Raw genomic sequence first — 19515 nt, 5'->3', positions numbered from 1 at the left:
CGGTCAGGCCATAACCTGGAGTGACTCAGGTCACCCATCCGGGAGGAGCGCGTATGCGGATTTCCGATCTGTTGCGGAACAAGGGGGCGGCCGTCGCGACCGTCTCGCCGGAGACGAACGTCACCGAACTGCTCGAGAGACTCGCGGAGCACAATGTCGGGGCCCTGGTGGTCGTCGACGACGAGGGCGGGATCGTCGGGATCGTCTCCGAACGGGACGTGGTGCGACGGCTCAACGAACGCGGGCCCCAGCTGCTCGACGGATCGGTGGCCGCGATCATGACCAAGATGGTCGCCAGTTGCACCCCCGAGGACTCGGTGGACCAGCTGTCGGTGCTGATGACCGAACGCCGCATCCGGCACGTCCCGGTCCTGGTCGACGGCAGGCTCGCGGGGATCGTGAGCATCGGCGACGTCGTGAAGACGCGGATGGAACAACTGGAGAAGAGCCAGGAGCAGCTGGAGGCCTACATCTCCCAGGGCTGATCCGCTCTGCCAAATGCCATGAAAGGTCCTTTCCTTGCAAATTTCGCAAGGAAAGGACCTTTCATGGCATGCCGGGATCTACTCCCGCCACCCCGACAGCTCGACCCCCTTCGCGACGTCCACCCGGTACCCGAGCGTCACGACCGTCTTCGAGCCCGGGGCGAGCGTCAGCCGCCAGGTGAACTCGCCCAGCTCTGTCCGCTCCACAGGCTCCGGAACCGCGCGGACCTCCCGGACCGTGATCGCCTCGTCGCGGGAGACCGGCGCCTGGTCCAGCACGGTCACGACGGCTTCGCGAGGGCTGTGATTGGTGACCGTCGTGGTGTAAGAGGCTTCGCGCTTACGCACGCCGGACAGCGTCGCCTTGCTCGCCGAACGATGGGTGAGTTCGCGTTCGACCCGGATCCGGTCGTCCACGCCGAGGGCGAGTTCGAGTTCTTCGCCCGGCGCCCAGACGTCGAGCCGCGTGGTGCCGACGAACTCCGTCTCGTGGAATACCGACGCCTTCCCCGGCCGGAGGGTGTGCTCCGACGTGTTGACCACGGTCGCCCGCAGGTAGGCCTCGGACGACAGCGCCGGAGCGGTGACGTAGCCCAGTTTCGCGGTCAGATCCAGCTGCGCAAGCGTCGTGCGGTGACCCTGCGCGCCCGAGGGCACCGCCACCGGACGACTTGGCCGGTAGGTCACCGCGGTGGTGCCTTCTTCGACGGTGGCGGTCCGCATCGCCATCGGAGGCCCGGCGGGCGCGGCCATGCCCACCGACTCCGGGATCCCGCCGCCCGCGGGCGAGGCGCTGCCGTACGCGGCACGCGCCATGACCGGTGGGACCGGGCGTACGCGGTCGAGGAACCACGGTTCGAGTTCCGGCACCTCCACCGTGTTCGCCGGGCGCGCGGTCGAGAGGGCCAGCTCGCATTCGGGCCAGTCCTCGCCGGTGTGCTGGGTGATCCGCCCGTACCAGGTCACCGTGACGTCCTCGCCGCGGACACGGACGTCGTAGCCCGGTTCCCAGCTCGCGTTCGTGACCACATAGGACAGTTCCAGCCCGATCTCCGCGCCGTCCTCCCCGCTGTCCAATTCGACCGTGACCGTCGCGCTGTCCACTTCGGACACGCCCTGCTTCGCCTCGATATCGCGGTCCAGCGCCTTGAGGTCGTCGCGGAGCCGGGCGAGGCGGATGCCGAGTTCGCGGCGTTTTCCCAGCGCGCCGGCCAGTTGCGTGCCGAGCGCGTCGGTGACTTCGGCGACCCGGGGCGGTTCCGCCGTGCCCGCCGCGAGCGCCTTCGCGAAACTTTTGCCGCTGCGTGCCGCCAGCCCGGTCAGCAGATCGACCTTCGCGGTCTCCGCGGCGACGGCGTCCGCGACCTCGTCGACGATCGCTTGATCGGCCCGGCGCCGTTCGGTCAGCGCCCGCAGCGCGGCGTCCGCGGGTACGGGATGGCGCTCGACGGCGACGTCGACCCCGGCGATGACCGCCGGACCGGAACCGGTGACCCGGACCGAATCGGCGTCGAGGTTCCACGGCAGGCCCGCGAACGCGAAGCGTGTTTCCCCGTCGAGGCGCGCCGACGCCCGTCTCGTGATCCGGGCGTGGTGCGGGTAGACGGTGACGGCGACGATCGGGGCTTCCACGGTGCTCGGCATGCCCCCGACGTTAGTCTCTTGACACCTGTCCGGGTGGCCGGAAACCTCAGCTTCGTCCTGCCCGCCATGCCCGGTTTTGGGGGTCACGTGAGAGTCGCCCGGCTCGCCGCCTTGTTCACCGCCGTCCTGGTCCTGCCGGCGACGGCCTTGCCGGCTCAGGCCGATACGCCACCGGCCCCGGTCTTCTCCGGCGGCCAGGCGCAACCGGTGTTCGACCCGGCCGACGTCATCCGCGAGAACGTCTGGGTCACCGCGCCGGTCGACAGTGACGGCGACGGCAAGGACGACCTCGTGCACGCGGAGGTGGTGCGGCCCCGCGCGACGCAGCAGGGGATGAAGGTCCCGGTCGTCTACCAGGCCAGCCCGTACTACGCGGGCGGCAACGACGTCGCGAACCACAACGTCGACGTCGAGCTGTACGTGCCCGGCGCCCAGCGTGCCCCCGCGGGCCCGCGGATCGCGACCAAGACCGTCGGCCCGAACGCGGTGCCGATCAGCTGGCGCTACCAGGACTACTTCACCGCCCGCGGGTTCGCGGTGGTGTACGGCGAATCGCTCGGCAGCGGCCAGTCCACCGGCTGCCCGAGCACCGGCGACGTCAACGAGACCATCGGCGCGAAGTCCATTGTGGACTGGCTGAACGGCCGCGCGACGGCGCGTGACGCGGCGGGCAAGGCCGCGGTCGCGGACTGGAGCACCGGCAAGACCGGGATGATGGGCGTCTCCTACAACGGGACGCTGCCGAACGCGGTGGCCAGCACCGGCGTCGAAGGACTGGAGACGATCGTCCCGATCGCGGCGATCTCCAGCTGGTACGACTACTACCGCAACGACGGCGCCGTCGTCGCGGCGGGCGGATTCCAGGGCGAGGACGCGGACGTGCTCGCCGAGTACGTCCACACGCGACAGGATCGCACCGTCTGCCGCCCGCTGATCGACCGCATCGCCGTCGACCAGGACCGGGTGACCGGCGACTACAGCCGCTTCTGGGACGTGCGGAACTACCGCAACGACGTCAACAAGGTGCGCGCTTCGGTGCTCGTGGTGCACGGCCTCGGCGACTGGAACGTCAAGACCGACCAGGGCACGCGGTGGTACGAAATGCTCAAGGCACGTGGCGTCGAGCACAAGATCTGGCTGCACCAGTCCGGGCACGCCGACCCGTACAGCCTCCGCCGTGACGTCTGGCTCGCCACGCTGAACAAGTGGATGTCGCACTACCTCTACGACGTGGACAACGGCATCGAGCGCGAGCCGAAGGCCACCATCCAGCGCGAGGACAAGTCGTGGGTGGACGAGCCGGAGTGGCCGCTGCCGGGCACCCAGGACGTGAAGCTCTACCCGTGGCCCGGTGGTTCCTCGAAGGGCACGCTCGACACGCGCAACCCCGTTCCGGGCAAGCCCGCCGTCGAGAAACTGGCCGACGACGCGAGCAAGACCATCGAACAGCTCGCCGCCGCGACGTCGTCGGGCAACCGGCTGCTGTACTCGACCTCCGCGGCGAAGCAGCCGGTACGTCTCTCCGGTACCGCGAAGGCCGGTCTGTCGGTGTCCTTCGACAAGCCCGCCGCGAACGTGACGGCGGTGCTCGTCGACCGTGCGCCGGACGGTACGGCCAAGGTGATCAGCCGTGGCTGGACCGATCCGCAGAACCGCCGCGACCCCGCCCGTACCGAGCCGATCACCCCCGGCGAGAGCTACCGCGTCGAGGTCGAACTGGTCGCGAAGGACTACCTGCTCGCGGCCGGGCACAAGATCGAGTTCCTGCTGGCCTCCAGTGACCACGACTACACGCTCCGGCCGAAGCCCGGGGCGGGGATCGCGCTCGAACTGAACCGGACCACCGTGGTGCTGCCGGTGGCGGGCGGGAAGCCCGCGCTGCGAGCCGCCTTCGGCTGAGCCGGGTCGGTCCGTCCGGCGTTCCGGTGCCCTTGCCCGCGGTGCAGTACATGAAGGCCCCCTTCCTTGCGTCAGGCGCAAGGAAGGGGGCCTTCATGTACTGGGACTCCGGAAGCCACAAGCCCGGACGCCGCCACGGTCGACCGCCGCCAAGGGGCCGATCGGACCGGGAGGCCGAAAACCCCCACCCGGCAGTGCGCTTGTATGGAAAATGTATTTCCTCCGGCTTTGCTTCGAAGCGTCCGGCTTTCCCAGCTGATGGAGGTCTCCATGTCCAGGTTGCGCCGCCTCGCAGTGCTCGCCGCGGCCACCGTTCTCCCCGCGCTCGGCCTGACCTTGGCCGGGACGTCGCAGGCGTCGGCCGCCCCGAACTTCCAGGTCCCGTTCAAATGCGGCGTGACGGTCACGGCCGCGACGTTCAGCGGGCACAGCCCGGCGAACTCGGTCGACTTCCAGAAGTCGGGGATCACCGGGATGCCGGTGCTGGCCTCGGCGGGCGGCACCGTCAGCCGGGTCGCCAACGAAGGCAGCACGAGCTACGGGCGCTGGGTCGAGGTCGATCACGGTGGTGGCTGGACCACCCGCTATGCCCACCTGTCGACTCAGTCGGTCTCGGTCGGCCAGGCCGTCAGCCTCGGCAAGCAGCTCGGCACGGCGGGGGCGACCGGCGGGGTTACCGGTCCTCACCTGCACTTCGAAGAGCGGCTGAACGGCGTGGCGCAGAAGGCGACGCTGAACGGCGTCGCGGTGCCGTACTACGGCCACACCGACTTCACCAGCAAGAACTCGTGCGGTGGCAACCCGTACGAGGCCACGGAGGTGTGCGGCAGCGGCTTCTCGGTGGTCGACTCGCAGGGGCTCGCGAACAACTCGGGCACGGCGTACCTGCTCTACAACGCCTCGACCAAGGCCAACTGCGTGACGACGCTGAAGGCGGTTTCGCTCGGCACCGCTTCGCCGGTGTCGGCGTTCCTCGAAGTCCAGGGTTCGGCCCGCGTGACCGACTCCGGCAGCTTCACCTACTACGCCGGACCGGTGAAGAAGACGGCCGCCTCGACCTGCGTGAAGTGGGGCGGCTCGGTCGGGTCGAACGCTTACGAGAGCCCGTTCGAGCACTGCGGCTGACCCTGCGGGGCCGGGCAACATAGTCCACCCCACCGACAGGATCGGCGTCCCGCGCCCGGTCCCGGGGGCAGTTGTCCACAACGGTCCCGGTTGTCCACAGATCTGCCATGCCCCCACCCGGCGGCCCCATTCCCGCCGCAAGGTGGGGGCATGACCACAACCACCCCGACCGGCAGGCCCAAGGTCGATCTGAAGGATCCGGCGGACCTGCTCGCCGCGATCCCGTACATCCTCGGATTCCATCCCGAGGACTCCGTCGTCGTCTTCGGCCAGCGAGGGCCGGACCGCAAGCGGCAGGGACTCACCCTGCGTGTGGACCTCCCACCACCCGGCCTGGAGAAAGACCAGGCGTTCGATCTCGCGGCCCGGCTGTCCGCGACCGCGCATACCGGCGCCACCGTGGCCGTCATCGGCGGTGGCACCCTGAATCCGGCCGGGCGGCCACCGCGCCGCCGCTTCGTCCGGCGCCTGGAATCCTCGCTCGCCGAGTTCGGCATCCCCGTGCTGCATCCGCTGTGGGCGCCGCGGATCGCCGCGGGCGTGCCGTGGGGCTGCTACCGCGATACGAGCTGCGGCGGCGTCCTGCCCGACCCGCGCGAGTCGGTGATCGCCGCGATCGTCACCAGCGACGGCCACATCACCCGCGAGAGCCGGGAGGAGCTGGAGCACCTTTTCGACGCCGGTCCGCCGGAAACCCTCGCCCGGCGTGCCGACCTCCTGAACAGGCTGGCCGACCCGCCGTGGCCGGACGAGCCCGTCGTCGAGGCGGGGCTCGCCGAGGTGAACGCCGCGCTCGCCCGCGTCGCGCGTGGCGACAGGACGATCACCGACGATCAGGCCGTCCGGCTGGCTTGGGCGCTTTCCCTCGTCGAGGTCCGGAGCGCCTGCCTGCTCACCGCCGCTCCGGCGGATTCACCACTGGCGAGGGCCGCGGAAGATCTCTGGCTCCGCCTGGCCAGGGAACTACCCGAACCGGAGTCCGCCGAGGCACTGTGTTTGAAGGCGCACGCCGCCTACGCCCGCGGTGACCTGACCGTCGCCGGGATGGCGCTGGCCAGGGCCTGTGCAGTCGATCCGGAACACGGGCTCGCCAGGCTGCTGACAGTCGCTTTGGACTCGATGCTGGCTCCGTCCGAAGTGGCCGGGATCGTTCTGCGGCAGCAGGAGGAAGGGCCGCGGTACGTGCTCAGCCTCGAGTCGTCCGGCGGGAGCGCGTGAACTCCCAGGCGTCGGCCACGATGCCGTCGAGGTCGGTGCGCTCGGGCTTCCAGCCGAGTTCGTCGCCCGCCCGCGCGCTGGAGGCCACCAGCACCGACGGGTCGCCCGCGCGGCGCGGCGCGACCGCGGCGGGGATCTCGTGGCCGGTGACGCGGCGGCATGCCTCGATCACCTCGAGCACGGAGAAACCGGTACCGCTGCCGAGGTTGTAGATGCGGTGCTCGCCGTCGACCACGTGGCGCAGGGCCAGCAGATGCGCGTCGGCGAGGTCGACCACGTGGATGTAGTCGCGGATGGCGGTGCCGTCCGCGGTGGGGTAGTCGTCACCGAAGATCTGGATCCGCTCGCGGTCCCCGGTGGCGACCTGGAGTACGAGGGGGATCAGATGGGTTTCAGTGGCGTGACGCTCGCCGAAGGAGCCGTAGGCGCCGGCGACGTTGAAGTAGCGCAGGCTCGCCGCGGCGATGCCGTGGGCGCGCGAGAACGACGTGATCGCGTGGTCGATGGCCAGCTTCGTGGCGCCGTAGGTGTTCGTCGGCTGGGTCGGCGCCGACTCGGGAATGGGGGAGGACTCGGGCTCGCCATAGGTGGCCGCGGTGGAGGAGAACACCAGCCGCTTCGTGCCGTGATCGCGCATGGCCTCGAGCAGGCGAAGCGAGGTCAGGACGTTGCCCTCCCAGTACTTCGCCGGATCCGTCATCGACTCGCCGACCAGCGATTTGGCGGCGAAGTGGAGGACACCGTCGAAGCCGTCACCGAGGACGCGCCGCGCGACCTCGGCGGCGTCGCCCTCGACGAAGGTGGCGTCCGGGTGCACCGCGTCGGCGTGCCCGGTGGAGAGGTCGTCGACCACGGTGACATCGTGCCCGGCCTCGATGAGGCGGGCCGCGCAGACGCTGCCCACATAACCGGCTCCGCCCGTCACCATCAGCTTCAGGGTCTTGGTCGGTTCGTCGGTCACGTTCGCGCCTTTCTGCTGCGGATGCGGTCGCTCCACAGTCTCCACGCCCCCGGGCACCCGACGCGCCCGGGGGTGTCACGGCTAAAGCTCGTCGCGACCGGCGCCGCGCGACGGCACCGCGGTGAACAGCCTGGGGTGGCGCAGATCCGCCGCCTCGTACGCGGCTTTCACCGCTCGTCCTACAGTGTCCACATCGGACTCTCGGACCAGTGCGATCGCCGAACCGCCGAAGCCGCCGCCGGTCATCCGCGCACCGAGCGCCCCGGCTTCACGGGCCGAAGCGACGGCGAGGTCGAGTTCAGGGGTGGAGATCCGGTAGTCGTCGCGCATGCTGACGTGCGAGGCGTCCAGCTGCGGGCCGATCTCGGTGATCCGGCCGGCACGCAGCAGGTCCACGGTGTCGAGGACCCGCTGGTTCTCCGTCACCACGTGCCGCACCAGCGGCACCAGTTCGTCCGGCAGCTTGGCGAGCGCGGCGTCCAGCCCGTCGAGATCGATGTCCCGCAGCGCCTTCACTTCGAGCAGTTCCGCGGCGCGCTCACAGCCCCGGCGGCGTTCGCCGTAACCGCCCTCGGCGTGCGAGTGCTTCGTGCGGGTGTCCATGATCAGGATCCGGACGCCGGATTCCTCCAGCGGGAACGGCACCTGCTCCAGCTCGCCGGAGCGGACGTCGAGGAACAGGACGTTCGATTCCGTGCAGCACAAGGAAGCCGTCTGGTCGAGCAGACCGGTCGGCGCCCCGACGAAGTCGTTCTCCGAACGCTGCACCCAGCGGGCCACCTCGTGCAGGGTCGGCGAACCGGGGCCGGTGGCCGGGGTGATGCCCGCCAGCCCCAAGAGGGCGAGCGCGACGGCGCATTCGAGCGCGTGGGACGAGGACAGCCCGGCGCCGGAGGGTACGTCCCCCGCGATCACGAGGTCCGCGCCGCTGCCGAGCCCCTGGTCCCGCAGGACCCAGGTGACTCCGGCCGGGTACGCGGCCCACCCCTCGATCGAGCCGGGCCGCAGATCGGCGATGGTGAGCGGCCCTGATTCCTGGGCGCGGCCGTCCGAACCGAGGGTCGCGACGGTCAGCACGCCGTCCTCGCGCGGGCTCGCCGCGGCGGCGAGCCGGTGCGGGAGGGCGAACGGCAGCACGAAACCGTCGTTGTAGTCGGTGTGCTCCCCGATCAGGTTCACCCGGCCGGGCGCGGACCAGACCCCGGCCGGAGCCCGGCCGTGGAGGGTCCGGAACGTCGCCGCGGCGTCGGACGCGGCGCTCACCTCGCCTGCGCCAGCACGGCGTGCAACGCCGAAACGGGTACCTGGGCGGTGTTGTCGCCACCGGTGACCTCGATGGTCCCGCCGGGCGCGGCCTTGCCGACCAAGACCCGGCCGCCGGGCACGATGCCGACCGACTTGAGTTCGGTCATCAGCAGTTCGTCGAGCTGCACGTGTTCGGCGATGCGCCGGATCTCGACCTCGCCGCCACCCGTGCGGGCGAATTCGTCGAGCCGGACCAGATCGGCCTCGGCGGGCGGGGCGGGATCACCGTCGCCGAGCTTGTCCAGTCCCGGGATCGGGTTGCCGTAAGGGGACGTGGTGGGGTGGTCGAGCAGCTTGACCAGCTTGCGCTCGACGGCCTCGCTCATCACGTGTTCCCAGCGGCAGGCCTCGTTGTGGACGTGCTCCCACTCGAGGCCGATCACATCGACCAGGAGGCGCTCGGCCAGCCGGTGCTTGCGCATGACCGCGATGGCGAGCTCGCGACCGTGTTCGGTCAGCTGCAGATGCCTGTCATCCGCGACGACGACCAGCCCGTCACGTTCCATCCTGGCGACGGTCTGGCTCACGGTGGGGCCGCTCTGCTGCAGCCGCTCCGCGATTCGGGCCCGCAGCGGGACGACACCCTCTTCTTCGAGCTCGTAGATCGTACGCAAGTACATCTCTGTGGTGTCGATGAGATCGTTCACGCTGTCCCCTTCGTCCGCGTTGCTCATCGTAGTCGCTGGCACCGACAGCGACGCAGGCGTGGGGACAACAAGGCCCGAGGCGGGAAAAGTCCCCCAAGCTGGTAGTGAAGGCAGGAGGCGCGGAAAGATGGGCCCATGCGCCCCATGATCACCACCAGCGAACTCGCCGCGCAGCTCTCCGGGCCGGAATCGGCACGCTCCGTAGTCCTCGACGTCCGCTGGCGGCTCGCCGGCCCGCCCGGCGCCGATTCCTACCGTGAGGCCCATCTCCCGGGCGCGGTGTATGTGGATCTCGACACCGCGCTCGCCGGGGAACCGGGTGACGGCGGCCGTCATCCGCTGCCGGAGCCGGAAACGCTGCAGCGGCATCTGCGGGCGGCCGGGGTCCGCGCCGGTCACCCGGTCGTGGTCTACGACGACTCCGACGGGTCGGTCGCCGCCCGGGCGTGGTGGCTGCTGCGCTGGGCCGGGCACACCGAGGTCGCCGTGCTCGACGGCGGGTTCGCCGCCTGGACCGGGGAAGACCGGCCGGTCACGGACGAGGTCCCGGTGCCGGAGGAGGGCGACATCGTCGTGAACCCCGGCGGCATGCCGGTGCTGGGCGCCGTCGAGGCCGCCGGGCTCGCCAGGGAAGGGCTGCTCTTCGACGCCAGGGCCAAGCAGAGGTACACAGGGGAGACCGAGCCGGTCGACCCGCGCGCCGGGCATATCCCGGGCGCGGTCAACGCGCCTTTCTCCGGGCATCTCGGGGAGGACGGCCGCTGGCTCGACGCCTCGGAACTGGCCGAGCGGTTCGAAGGGCTCGGCGTGACACCGGAGACCCCGGTCGGTGTCTACTGTGGATCGGGCGTCACCGCCTCGTCCGTCGTCCTCGCGCTCGAGGTCGCCGGCCATCCGGAGCCCGCGGCGCTGTACGCGGGTTCGTGGTCGCACTGGTCCCGTGATCCGGAGCGCCCGGTCGCCACCGGAGAGCTGCCGGGCTGACCCGCGGGCGGTCCGGCACGGGGCATGAGCCGCTTCCGGGCACTAGAGTTCGGACCATGCGAGCACCGGCCGTCGTATGGGACTCCTCGCTGCTGGGTTACGACCTCGGCGGCGAGCATCCGTTCAATCCGGTGCGGCTCGAGCTGACCATCCGGCTCGCCACCGAACTCGGCGTGCTCGACGGCGTCGAACTGCTCGTCCCCGGTCCGGCAGGCGACGACGAACTCCGCCGCGTCCACATCGGCGAGTACATCGAGGCGGTCCGGCAGGCGCCGATGACCGGCGCGGATTTCGCGCACGGGCTCGGCACCGAGGACAACCCGGTGTTCACCGGCATGCACGAGGCTTCGGCGCTGGTCGTCGGCTCGACGCTGCTGGCCGCGCGCAAGATCGCCGACGGCGAGGCGACCAGGGCGGTGAACATCGCGGGCGGGCTGCACCACGCGATGCCGGACAAGGCGTCGGGCTTCTGCGTCTACAACGACTGTTCGGTGGCGATCTCGTGGCTGCTGGACCACGGTTTCGACCGCATCGCCTACGTCGACACCGACGTCCACCACGGCGACGGGGTGCAGGCGGCGTTCTACGACGACCCTCGGGTCCTGACCGTTTCCCTGCACCAGCACCCGTTCACGCTGTGGCCGGGCACGGGCTACTCGGCGGAGACCGGCAAGGACGGCGCAGAGGGCACCGCGGTCAACCTGCCGCTGCCGCCCGGCACCCGCGACGGTGGCTGGCTGCGGGCGTTCGACGCGGTGGTGCCGTCGCTGCTGGAGCACTTCCGCCCGCAGATCCTCGTCACCCAATGCGGCGTCGATTCCCACGAAGAAGACCCGCTGGCGGACCTCTCGCTTTCGGTGGACGGCCATCGCGCCATCTACCGGCGGCTTCGCGAGCTGTCCGAGGCGCACGCCGGTGGCCGCTGGCTCGCCGTGGGCGGTGGTGGCTATCAGCTGATCCGGGTGGTGCCGCGGTCATGGACCCATCTGCTCGCCACCGTGCTCGACCGCGACGTCGACCCGGCGACGGCGTTGCCGCCGAACTGGGTCGCGTCGATCTCGCGGGCCGCGCCGGCCGCCGAGATCCCGCCCCGGATGTCCGACGATCGGGAAACCGGGTTCGTCCCGTGGGGAGACGGGGCGGACGAGCCGGTCGACATCGCCATCCGTGACACCCGCCGCGCGATCTTCCCGCTGCACGGCCTCGACCCGGACGATCCGAGGGATTGACCATGACCACTGAGGACGCCAGGCTCGCCGCCTTCGACTACCCGCGCGAGTGGGAGGCCGACGTCCTGCTCTCCGACGGGGGCACGGTCCACCTGCGACCGGTGATCCCCAGCGACGCCGACGGGCTCGTGGCCTTCCACGGCCGGTTGTCCGAGCGCACCCGCTACTTCCGGTACTTCGGCGCCTATCCGCGGATCCCGCAGCGGGACCTCGAACGGTTCTCCGTCGTCGACCACCATGACAGGGTCGCCTTCGTCGCGCTGCTGGGCGACGACATCGTGGCTGTCGGCCGCTACGAACGGCTCGACCACGGGCCGTCGGCCGAGGTCGCCTTCGTCGTCGACGACGCCCACCAGGGTCGTGGCCTCGGCTCGATCCTGCTGGAGCATCTGGCCGCCGCCGCTTCGGAATGCGGTTTGCGCCGCTTCGTCGCCGAGGTGCTCGCCGAGAACGCGGGCATGGTGCGGGTGTTCCGCGACGCCGGGTACCAGGTCAGCCGCGAGATCGAGGAAGGCGTGCTGCACCTCGAGTTCGACATCGACCCGACGGAGGAGTCGCTCGCGGTCGCCCGCGCCAGGGAACAGGCTGCCGAGGCGCGCAGCGTGCACAACCTGCTGCACCCGAAGTCGGTCGCGGTGATCGGCGCGTCCACCGATCCGACGAAGATCGGGTATGTCGCCTTCACCAACCTGCTGAGCGCCGACTTCGCCGGCACCGTCTACCCGGTCAACCCGGAGCACAAGTCCGTGCGCGGCGTGCGCGCCTATCCGTCCGTTGTGGACATTCCCGAGGACGTCGACCTCGCACTGGTCGCCGTGCCCGCCGAAGCCGTCGAGTCCGTTTTGGACGGTGCGCTGGCCAAAGGGGTCAAGACCCTCCTGATCGTCTCGGGTGGCTTCGCCGAGGCGGGCCCGCACGGGCTGCACGCCGAGCTGCGGCTGGTCGGGGAGGCCAGGGCGCACGGCATGCGCGTGGTCGGCCCGAACGCGCTGGGCGTGCTCAACACCGACGTCTCGGTCCGGCTCAACGCCACCCTCGCGCCGCGGCTGCCCGCCCGCGGCCGCACCGGGTTCTTCTGCCAGTCCGGCGCGCTCGGCACCGCGATCCTCGCCGACGCCGAAGCGCGTGGACTCGGGCTTTCGACGTTCGTCTCGGCGGGCAACCGGGCCGACGTCTCCGGCAACGACCTGCTGCAGTACTGGGAGACCGATCCGGCGACCGACCTCGTCCTGCTGTACCTGGAATCGTTCGGCAACCCGCGCAAGTTCGCGCGTCTCGCGCGGCGGCTGGCGCGGACGAAGCCGGTGGTGGCGGTGAAATCCGGCAGGCACGCGGTCCGTCCGCAACTGGCCGCGACCTCGGCCGAGGTCGACGAATCCAGCGTGCAGGCCCTGTTCGAGCAGGCCGGTGTCGTCCGCGTCGACACGCTCGCGCAACTCTTCGACACCGCCCTGGTCTTCGCCCACCAGCCGTTGCCCGCCGGGCCGCGGGTCGGCATCGTGGGCAACTCCAGCGCGATCGGGCTCCTGGCCGCCGACACCGCGCGGGCGCAGGGCCTGCGGCTGGCCTCGGACCCGGTCGACGTCGGGCCGCAGGCGAGCCCGGAGGAGTTCGCCTCGGCCGTGCGCGAAGCACTCAACTCCCCGGAGACAGACGCGCTCGTCGTGGTCTTCGTGCCTCCTCTGGCCATCCCCGGCGCCGCGTACGCCCGCGCTCTGCGGGAGGCCGTCGTCGAGATGGACAAGAACAAGCCGATCGTGTCGACCTTCCTCGCCGTCGAGGGCGTGCCGGACGAGCTGGCCGTGCTGTCCGAGGACGGTGTGCCGACGCGGGGTTCGGTCCCGTCCTATCCCAGCCCCGAACGCGCGGTGAACGCGCTCGCCCGCGTCGTGCGGTACGCCGCCTGGCGTCAGCGGCCGCAGGGCAACCTGGTCCGGCCGGCGGGGCTGCACGCCGAGCAGGCACAGGTGATCGTCAACGAACTGCTGGCGGGTGAGGACGGCAAGACGACGCTGCTGTCCGACGAAGACGTGGTCCGGCTTCTGGGCTGTTACGGCATCGACGTCGTCCCGTTCCGTGTCGTGACGTCGGTGGACGAAGCGGTGAAAGCGGCCGAAGAGCTGGGTTTCCCGGTCACCCTCAAGGCGGTCGACGAACGGTTCCGCGGCAGGCCGGACCTCGCCGGCGTGCGGCTCGATCTGTCCTCTGTGGACAGTGTACGCCGGGCGTACCTCGACCTGCGGGAGACCTCCGGCGACGACGACGTCTACGTCCAGCGGATGGCGCCCAAGGGCCTGTCCTGTGTGATCGGCCTCCAGGACGATCCGTCGTTCGGCACGCTCGTGTCGTTCGGCCTCTCCGGGCTGGTCAGCACTCTGTTGGGGGACCGGGCCTATCGCGCCGTCCCGCTCACCGACGTCGACGCCGCCACGCTGCTGCGCGAACCGCGGACGTCACCACTGCTCACCGGCTACCGGGGTGACGAACCGGCGGATCTGGCCGCGTTGCAGGACATCGTGCTGCGCGTCGCCGCGCTCGCCGAGGACAACCCCGAGGTCCGCTCGATGACGCTCGACCCGATCCTCGCCTCGCCGGACGGCGCGTTCGTCGCCAACGCCCGGATCGTGCTCGGTCCGCCGCCGACCCGCCCCGACACCGGCCCGCGGCGGCTACGGCCGATCAACGCGCCTACTTGAGTCCGGGGAGAGCCACGCTGAGCACATTCGTCACCAGCGGCGCGAGGATCCCGAACGCCGCCGTGACGATCTTGCCCACCGCGCGCCGTAGAGCAGCCCCCCTTCCGGTGGAGGGCGAACAGCACCGCCGACGCCCCGAACTCGCCGGAGTCCGCCAGGCCGGTTACCTCGTGGACCGAGCCCGGCGAAGGCGCCGAGCGCGAGCACGCTGATCACGAGCGGCCAGAGCCAATGTTTCCGCAGGCGCGTCACGCCGTCCGCCTGCAGGGAACGGCGCCGGTCAGGAATCCCACTCTTGGGGCGACCGGGTGGCGAGGTCGGCGTCGTGCCCGGCGAACGCCGCGATATCGGCCCGGATCGTGTTGTGGAAGGCGACGATCTCTCCGTCGCGGATGAGCTTCGACTGCACGCCGCGCGTGTCCCCGGCACGGGGACCACCGGGGACCGACAGCACGGTCGTGGTGTGCACGAGGTCGATCCCGCCGCCGAGCGGACGGCTCGACACCTGGCGGATCTCCAGCGTGCTGCCCCGGTAGATGGTGTCGAAGATGTTCTGGCTCTCTCGCGCGATCGTCGCGCGGCCGCGCTGGATCCGGCCGACGACGTCGACGAAGTCCGCGTCCTCGGCGAAGCACGCGGCCCACGCCGCGCCGTCGCCGGCGTTCCAGGCGCGCTCCAGCGCGGTGATGATCTCCTCGGTCGTCATCGCTATCCTTCCCTGTAACAGCGATCCACTACTTAGAACAGTGTTCCAACTTTCGAGGAGCATACATGGCAGCGGACCTTCCCGGCATCGTCCGGTTGCGCGACCGCCGTGAGGCGCTGACGCTGCGCACGATCCTGACAGCGGCCCGCGGTCTCTTCGCCGAGCGCGGGTACGCGCGGACGCCGATCCGTCTCATCGCGCGGCAAGCGGGGGTGTCCCCGCAGACCATCTACGCCCACTACGGCTCGAAGGCCGGTGTCCTCGGTGGGCTCGTCGACCTCCTCGACGACGAGGCCGGGATCCCCGACCTCGTTGCCGAGGCACAGCGAACCGAGGACGCGGCCGAACTACTCGGTCTCCTGGCCCGCGTCGCGCGCCAGGTCCGGGAACGCTGCGGTGACATCGTCACGATGCTGAGCTCCGGTGCGGCCGTCGATCCGGACATCGCCGCGACCCAGGCCGAGGGCGCCCGGCGCAACCGGCTCGGTGTCGAGATGGTCATCGGCCGTGTCCGGAACAGCGGGCGTGCCGTCGTGCCCAGGGCCGCGGACATCGCCGTGGCCCTGATGAGCGCCGACGTCCACACCAGCCTCGTCACCGAGGCCGGGTGGAGTCACGACGACTACGAAGCCTGGCTCAAGGACACACTGGTCGTTTCGCTGCTTCGGTGACGCAGTGTCTTGCCGAGGAACGCCGAGAGCCGAGCGCGCCGCGTGGCGGCACTCCGCGCCGGGTCACCTGGAATCGCCCCTGGAGGCCACCGCGTTCAGTCCTCTCGACGCGATGGTTGGTAACGCGAACTACCGCGTTCAGAGGACTAAACGCAGGGTGTCAGGATTCGGGGTATCGCGGCGTCCAAGCGTCGCGCGTCCCGTCGGCCGCCAGGTCTCGTTTGAGCACCTTGTGCGTCGCCGTCCGCGGCAGTTCGTCGATTACCCGCACGAATCGGGGACGCTGCTTCGGGCTGAGATCGCCTTGCGCCGCCACGAAAACCGCGAACTCGTCCGGGTCGACCGGTGCCCGGCAGACCAGCGCGGCCATCACCTGGTCGCCCACCCGCGGGTCCGGCACCCCGTACACCGCGGCCTCGCGGACGGCGGGATGCCGGACGAGCGCGCGTTCGATCGGGGCGGTGCCGAGGTTCTCGCCGTCGACGCGGAGCCAGTCGCCGAGCCGCCCGGCGAAGTAGCAATAGCCGTCCGCGTCGAGGTAAGCCAGGTCGCCGGTGTGGTACATCCCGCCGCGCATCCGCTCGGCCTCCGCGGCCGGATCGCCGTAGTATCCGGCGAAGAAGCCCGCGCCGCCGGTGTTGACCAGCTCTCCGACCGCCTCGGCGGCGTTGAGCAGCTTCCCGTTCGCGTCGAATTCCGCCGGAGGACAAGGCTTCCCGGTCTCCGGATCGAGGACGGCGACACCGTCGAGCAGGCGGCCGAGCGATCCCGGCGGCGTGGTGGCGTCCCGGCCGAAGTTGACCCCGCCCTCGGTCGAACCGAACGCGTCGACGACGTGACAGCCGAAGCGCGCGCCGAACGCGGCGAGGTCGGTCTCCGCGCCTTCGTTGCCGTAGACCAGTTTCAGCGGGTTGTCGGCGTCATCGTCCCGCTCGGGAGTGGTGAGCACATAAGACAGTGGCTTGCCGACGTAGTTGGCGTACGTCGCGCCGAACTTCCGGACGTCCGGCAGGAAACCGGAGGCGGAGAACCGCCGTCGCAGCGCGATCCCCGCGCCCGCGGCGAGCCCGACCGACCAACCGGCCATGATGGCGTTGGAGTGGAACATCGGCATCGACACGTACACGGTGTCCTGTGCGGACAGACCGAACCGGGAGGCCAGCATCTCACCGGGACAGGCGATCTTGCCGTGCGTGCACCGGACGGCCTTCGGATCGCCGCTGGTACCGGAGGTGAAGATCAGCATGAGGAGATCTTCGGGCGTCGCGGCCACGGGGACGACGGCCTCCCGCGCGAGCTGGAGACTGCTCAGCGGCAATACCGGGACACTGGCCTCGGACAGGAACGGAAGGTACTTCTCCTCGGCGAACACCAGTTCGCAGTCGGTCAGCGCGACGTCGCGGGCCAGCGCCGTGCCCCGGCGCGTCGGGTTCAGGCCGACCAGGACGTGCCCCGAGAGCGCTGCCCCGCCGAGCAGGAACGAGAACTCGGGGACGTTGTCGGCCAGCAGCCCGAAATGCCCGCCCGGACGCAGCATCGCGGCGAGCGCGGCGGCGTGGGCGGCGCAGGCCGTCACGTGCTCGGCCCAGGACCAGCGACGGTCCTCGAACAGCAGCCCGGTCGAGCGGTCCCCCGCCCGCGCGAGCAGGAGTTCCGTGACCGTGGGGGTCATGCCGGGTCCGCGGCCAGGAGATCGCCGAGCCCCCGCAGTTGCGCGGTCGCCCCGCCCAGCGTGAATTCGAGCCGTTTCGCCGCGACGAAATAACGGTGCAGGGTGTGGTCGACGTCGATGCCGACCCCACCGTGGACGTGCACGGCGGTATGCGCGACACGGTGCCCGGCCTCGGCCGCCCAGAACTTCGCCGTCGCGACCTCCTCGGCCGCAGGATGGCCTTCGCTCAGCCGCCAGGCCGCCTGCCACAACGTCAGCCGGACGGCTTCGACGTCGATGTAGGCGTCGGCGAGCCGCTGCCGCACCGCTTGGAAACTCCCGATCGGATGGTCGAACTGCTTTCGTTCCCGCGCGTACGCCGCGGTCAGCTCCAGTGCCCGTTCGACGACGCCGAGTTGCTGCGCGCAGACGCCGATCGTGCCGCGCAGCCGCAGCCATTCGCCGATGTCGCCCAGTGACACGGACGCCTTCGCACCGGACAGTTCGACGAGCGCCGCGTCGGCGTGGTCGACGGTTCGTTGCGGTGACACGGTCACCGCGTCCCGGTCGAGCAGGAACACCTGATGCCCGCCATCGACGGCCGCCTCGACGAGGAACCCGTGCGCGAAGGCGCCGGACGGGACCGCGGTCTGCGCGCCGGTCAGCCGCCAGCCGTCGCCGTCGGCCTCGGCGGTGAAGCCGCATGGCACGCCGTAGTCCGGCAGTGCCACGGCGAGGACATGCTCGCCACGCAGCACCGGGACGACCCAGCGTTCGGCCAGCCGCCCGTCACCGAAGCGGGCCAGCGCGGCCGCGGCCAGCACGACCGACGTCAGATAGGGGACCGGCGCGACCGCGCGCCCGATCTCGGCGAGCACGGAACACTGTTCGAGCAACCCGAACCCACCACCGCCGACCGACCGCGGCAGCGCGGCGTCGACCACCCCCGTCTGCGCCAGAGCTGTCCACAGTGGAGCGGAGAATCCACCGGAACCATGTGTGCCCAGCATGTCCGGTGTCACCTTGTCCGTCAGGATCCGGCGCGTGAGCGACGCGAGGTCCTGCTGCGCTTCGGTGAGTGTGAAGTCCATCAATGCCTCCTAGCGCGTGACGGGCAGGCCGAGGGCGGTCGCGGCGATCATGTCCCGCTGGATCTCGTTGGTGCCGCCGCCGAAGGTGAGGATCAGCGACGACCGGTGCAGCCGTTCGATCCGGCCACGCAGCAGCGCGCCGGGGGAGCCCTCACGGACCACGGCGCCCGCGCCGAGGACCTCCATCAGCAGCCGGTACGCCTCGGTCGCGAACTCCGTGCCGAACACCTTGGTCGCCGACGCCTCCGCGGGACCCAGTTCGCTGCTCGCCGCCGCCCAGGCGATGCGCCAGTTCCGCAGTTTCAGGTACTCCGCGTGCGCGTGGATCCGCGCGAGATGCAGCCGCACCCAGGGCACGTCGATCACGCGGGAGCCGTCGGGCAGCTTGGTGGTCCGTGCCCAGGACCGCACGTCCCGCAACGACGTCTGGATCGGCGCGGCCGAGGTCAGCGCGACCCGTTCGTGGTTGAGCTGGTTCGTGATGAGCGGCCAGCCCTCGTTCTCCCCGGCGACCCGCGAGGTCACGGGTACGCGGACGTCGTCGTAGTAGGTGGCGCTGGTGCCGGGCCCGGCGACCGTGCGCACCTTCGTCCACGAGAACCCCGGTGCCGAGGTCGGCACGATCAGCATGCTGAGGCCCTTGTGCTTGCGGGCTTCGGGGTCGGTGCGGACGGCCAGCCAGATGTAGTCGGCGTATTCGATCAGGCTCGTCCACATCTTCTGGCCGTTGATCACGTAGTCGTCGCCGTCGCGGACCGCGCGGGTGCGCAGCGACGCGAGGTCGGTTCCCGCGCCGGGTTCGGAGTAGCCGATCGCGAAGTGCAGCTCGCCGGCGGCGATCTTCGGCAGGTAGAACGCCTTCTGTTCTTCGGTGCCGTAGCGCATGATGGTCGGCCCGACGGTGTTCACCGTGAGGAACGGGACGGGCACCCCGGCCGCGGCCGCCTCGTCGGTGAAGACGAGCTGGTCGAGCATCGGCCGGTCCTGTCCGCCGTACTCGCGCGGCCAGCCGATCGCGAGCCAGCCCGAGCGGCCGAGGTCGCGCACGATTTCCTTGTACACCAGACCTTCGCCGTACTCGCCGCCGTCCCCGGCCAGCGCTTCACGGCGCTCGGGGGTCATCAGCCCGGCGAAGTACTCCCGGAGTTCCCCGGCCAGTGCGCGCTGCTCCGGCGTGTAGTCGATCCGCATCCGTCACCTCTG

16 protein-coding genes are annotated in these 19515 nt (G+C 70.6%); 8 read left to right on the top strand and 8 right to left on the bottom strand.

The features are described from left to right. Positions 1 to 53 precede the first annotated feature (53 nt). The gene (locus AVL48_RS17730) at positions 54 to 485 is read left to right on the top strand and encodes a CBS domain-containing protein (RefSeq protein ID WP_061984114.1); all 432 of its coding nucleotides are present in this window, start codon (positions 54 to 56) and stop codon (positions 483 to 485) included. A 78-nt stretch (positions 486 to 563) separates the two neighbouring features. On the opposite strand, the gene AVL48_RS17725 is transcribed toward AVL48_RS17730, so the two are convergent. Then, positions 564 to 2129 carry a DUF4139 domain-containing protein gene (locus AVL48_RS17725; protein ID WP_061984116.1) on the bottom strand — a complete coding sequence of 522 codons (1566 nt, stop codon included), beginning with the start codon at positions 2127 to 2129 and terminating at the stop codon, positions 564 to 566. A gap of 87 nt (positions 2130 to 2216) precedes the next feature. Between AVL48_RS17725 and AVL48_RS17720 the strand changes: the two genes are divergently transcribed. The 3 genes from AVL48_RS17720 (at position 2217) to AVL48_RS17710 (ending at position 6371) form a co-directional block, all read left to right on the top strand. Continuing rightward, positions 2217 to 4028 carry a Xaa-Pro dipeptidyl-peptidase gene (locus AVL48_RS17720; protein WP_061984118.1) on the top strand — a complete coding sequence of 604 codons (1812 nt, stop codon included), beginning with the start codon at positions 2217 to 2219 and terminating at the stop codon, positions 4026 to 4028. Between the two features lie 270 nt (positions 4029 to 4298). Then, positions 4299 to 5153 carry a M23 family metallopeptidase gene (locus tag AVL48_RS17715; protein WP_061984246.1) on the top strand — a complete coding sequence of 285 codons (855 nt, stop codon included), beginning with the start codon at positions 4299 to 4301 and terminating at the stop codon, positions 5151 to 5153. 150 nt (positions 5154 to 5303) lie between these two features. Further along, entirely contained in the window at positions 5304 to 6371 is a 1068-nt protein-coding gene (locus AVL48_RS17710) for a DUF4192 domain-containing protein (RefSeq protein ID WP_061984120.1), read from the top strand. Here the strand turns inward: AVL48_RS17710 and galE are convergent. From galE to AVL48_RS17695, 3 genes are all read right to left on the bottom strand, one after another. Beyond that, positions 6340 to 7299, bottom strand: a complete 960-nt coding sequence (gene galE, locus AVL48_RS17705) for a UDP-glucose 4-epimerase GalE (protein WP_143104877.1) — start codon at positions 7297 to 7299, stop codon at positions 6340 to 6342. The genes AVL48_RS17710 and galE overlap by 32 nt on opposite strands. Before the next feature lie 114 nt (positions 7300 to 7413). Beyond that, the gene (gene galK, locus AVL48_RS17700; protein WP_061984122.1) at positions 7414 to 8595 is read right to left on the bottom strand and encodes a galactokinase; all 1182 of its coding nucleotides are present in this window, start codon (positions 8593 to 8595) and stop codon (positions 7414 to 7416) included. Next, the gene (locus tag AVL48_RS17695) at positions 8592 to 9311 is read right to left on the bottom strand and encodes an iron-dependent transcriptional repressor DtxR (RefSeq protein ID WP_082857673.1); all 720 of its coding nucleotides are present in this window, start codon (positions 9309 to 9311) and stop codon (positions 8592 to 8594) included. The genes galK and AVL48_RS17695 overlap by 4 nt, the downstream gene beginning before the upstream one ends. Positions 9312 to 9419: 108 nt before the next feature. On the opposite strand from AVL48_RS17695, the gene AVL48_RS17690 reads away from it, so the two are divergent. From AVL48_RS17690 to AVL48_RS17680, 3 genes are read left to right on the top strand one after another with little or no spacing between them, the layout of a single operon-like run. Continuing rightward, positions 9420 to 10268 carry a sulfurtransferase gene (locus tag AVL48_RS17690; protein ID WP_061984124.1) on the top strand — a complete coding sequence of 283 codons (849 nt, stop codon included), beginning with the start codon at positions 9420 to 9422 and terminating at the stop codon, positions 10266 to 10268. Between the two features lie 56 nt (positions 10269 to 10324). Then, positions 10325 to 11497, top strand: a complete 1173-nt coding sequence (locus AVL48_RS17685) for an acetoin utilization protein AcuC (protein ID WP_061984126.1) — start codon at positions 10325 to 10327, stop codon at positions 11495 to 11497. Between the two features lie 2 nt (positions 11498 to 11499). Next, positions 11500 to 14193 (top strand): bifunctional acetate--CoA ligase family protein/GNAT family N-acetyltransferase, encoded by a 2694-nt coding sequence (locus AVL48_RS17680; RefSeq protein WP_061984128.1) that lies wholly within the window; start codon positions 11500 to 11502, stop codon positions 14191 to 14193. Between the two features lie 280 nt (positions 14194 to 14473). Here AVL48_RS17680 and AVL48_RS17675 read toward each other — a convergent pair whose 3' ends face one another. Beyond that, positions 14474 to 14899: an SgcJ/EcaC family oxidoreductase gene (locus AVL48_RS17675; RefSeq protein WP_061984130.1), complete on the bottom strand. Its 426-nt coding sequence runs from the start codon at positions 14897 to 14899 to the stop codon at positions 14474 to 14476. 65 nt (positions 14900 to 14964) lie between these two features. Here AVL48_RS17675 and AVL48_RS17670 point away from each other — a divergent pair, with 65 nt between their 5' ends. Continuing rightward, positions 14965 to 15570 (top strand): TetR/AcrR family transcriptional regulator, encoded by a 606-nt coding sequence (locus AVL48_RS17670; protein WP_061984132.1) that lies wholly within the window; start codon positions 14965 to 14967, stop codon positions 15568 to 15570. Between the two features lie 160 nt (positions 15571 to 15730). On the opposite strand, the gene AVL48_RS17665 is transcribed toward AVL48_RS17670, so the two are convergent. Genes AVL48_RS17665 through AVL48_RS17655 form a run of 3 tightly spaced genes read right to left on the bottom strand, consistent with a single transcriptional unit; the run spans position 15731 to position 19503 of the window. Continuing rightward, on the bottom strand, positions 15731 to 17242 hold the full coding sequence (locus AVL48_RS17665; protein ID WP_061984134.1) for a long-chain-fatty-acid--CoA ligase: 1512 nt from the start codon (positions 17240 to 17242) through the stop codon (positions 15731 to 15733). After that, positions 17239 to 18312, bottom strand: a complete 1074-nt coding sequence (locus AVL48_RS17660; RefSeq protein ID WP_061984136.1) for an acyl-CoA dehydrogenase family protein — start codon at positions 18310 to 18312, stop codon at positions 17239 to 17241. Before AVL48_RS17660 ends, AVL48_RS17665 begins: the two co-directional genes overlap by 4 nt. 9 nt (positions 18313 to 18321) lie before the next feature. Then, positions 18322 to 19503: an acyl-CoA dehydrogenase family protein gene (locus AVL48_RS17655; RefSeq protein WP_061984137.1), complete on the bottom strand. Its 1182-nt coding sequence runs from the start codon at positions 19501 to 19503 to the stop codon at positions 18322 to 18324. Positions 19504 to 19515 lie beyond the last annotated feature (12 nt).

It is taken from the genome of Amycolatopsis regifaucium, from assembly GCF_001613935.1.
In the GTDB taxonomy this organism is placed as follows: domain Bacteria; phylum Actinomycetota; class Actinomycetes; order Mycobacteriales; family Pseudonocardiaceae; genus Amycolatopsis; species Amycolatopsis regifaucium.
The sequence above is the reverse complement of the archived record's forward strand: the minus strand, read 5'-3'. Positions and strand labels throughout refer to the sequence as shown.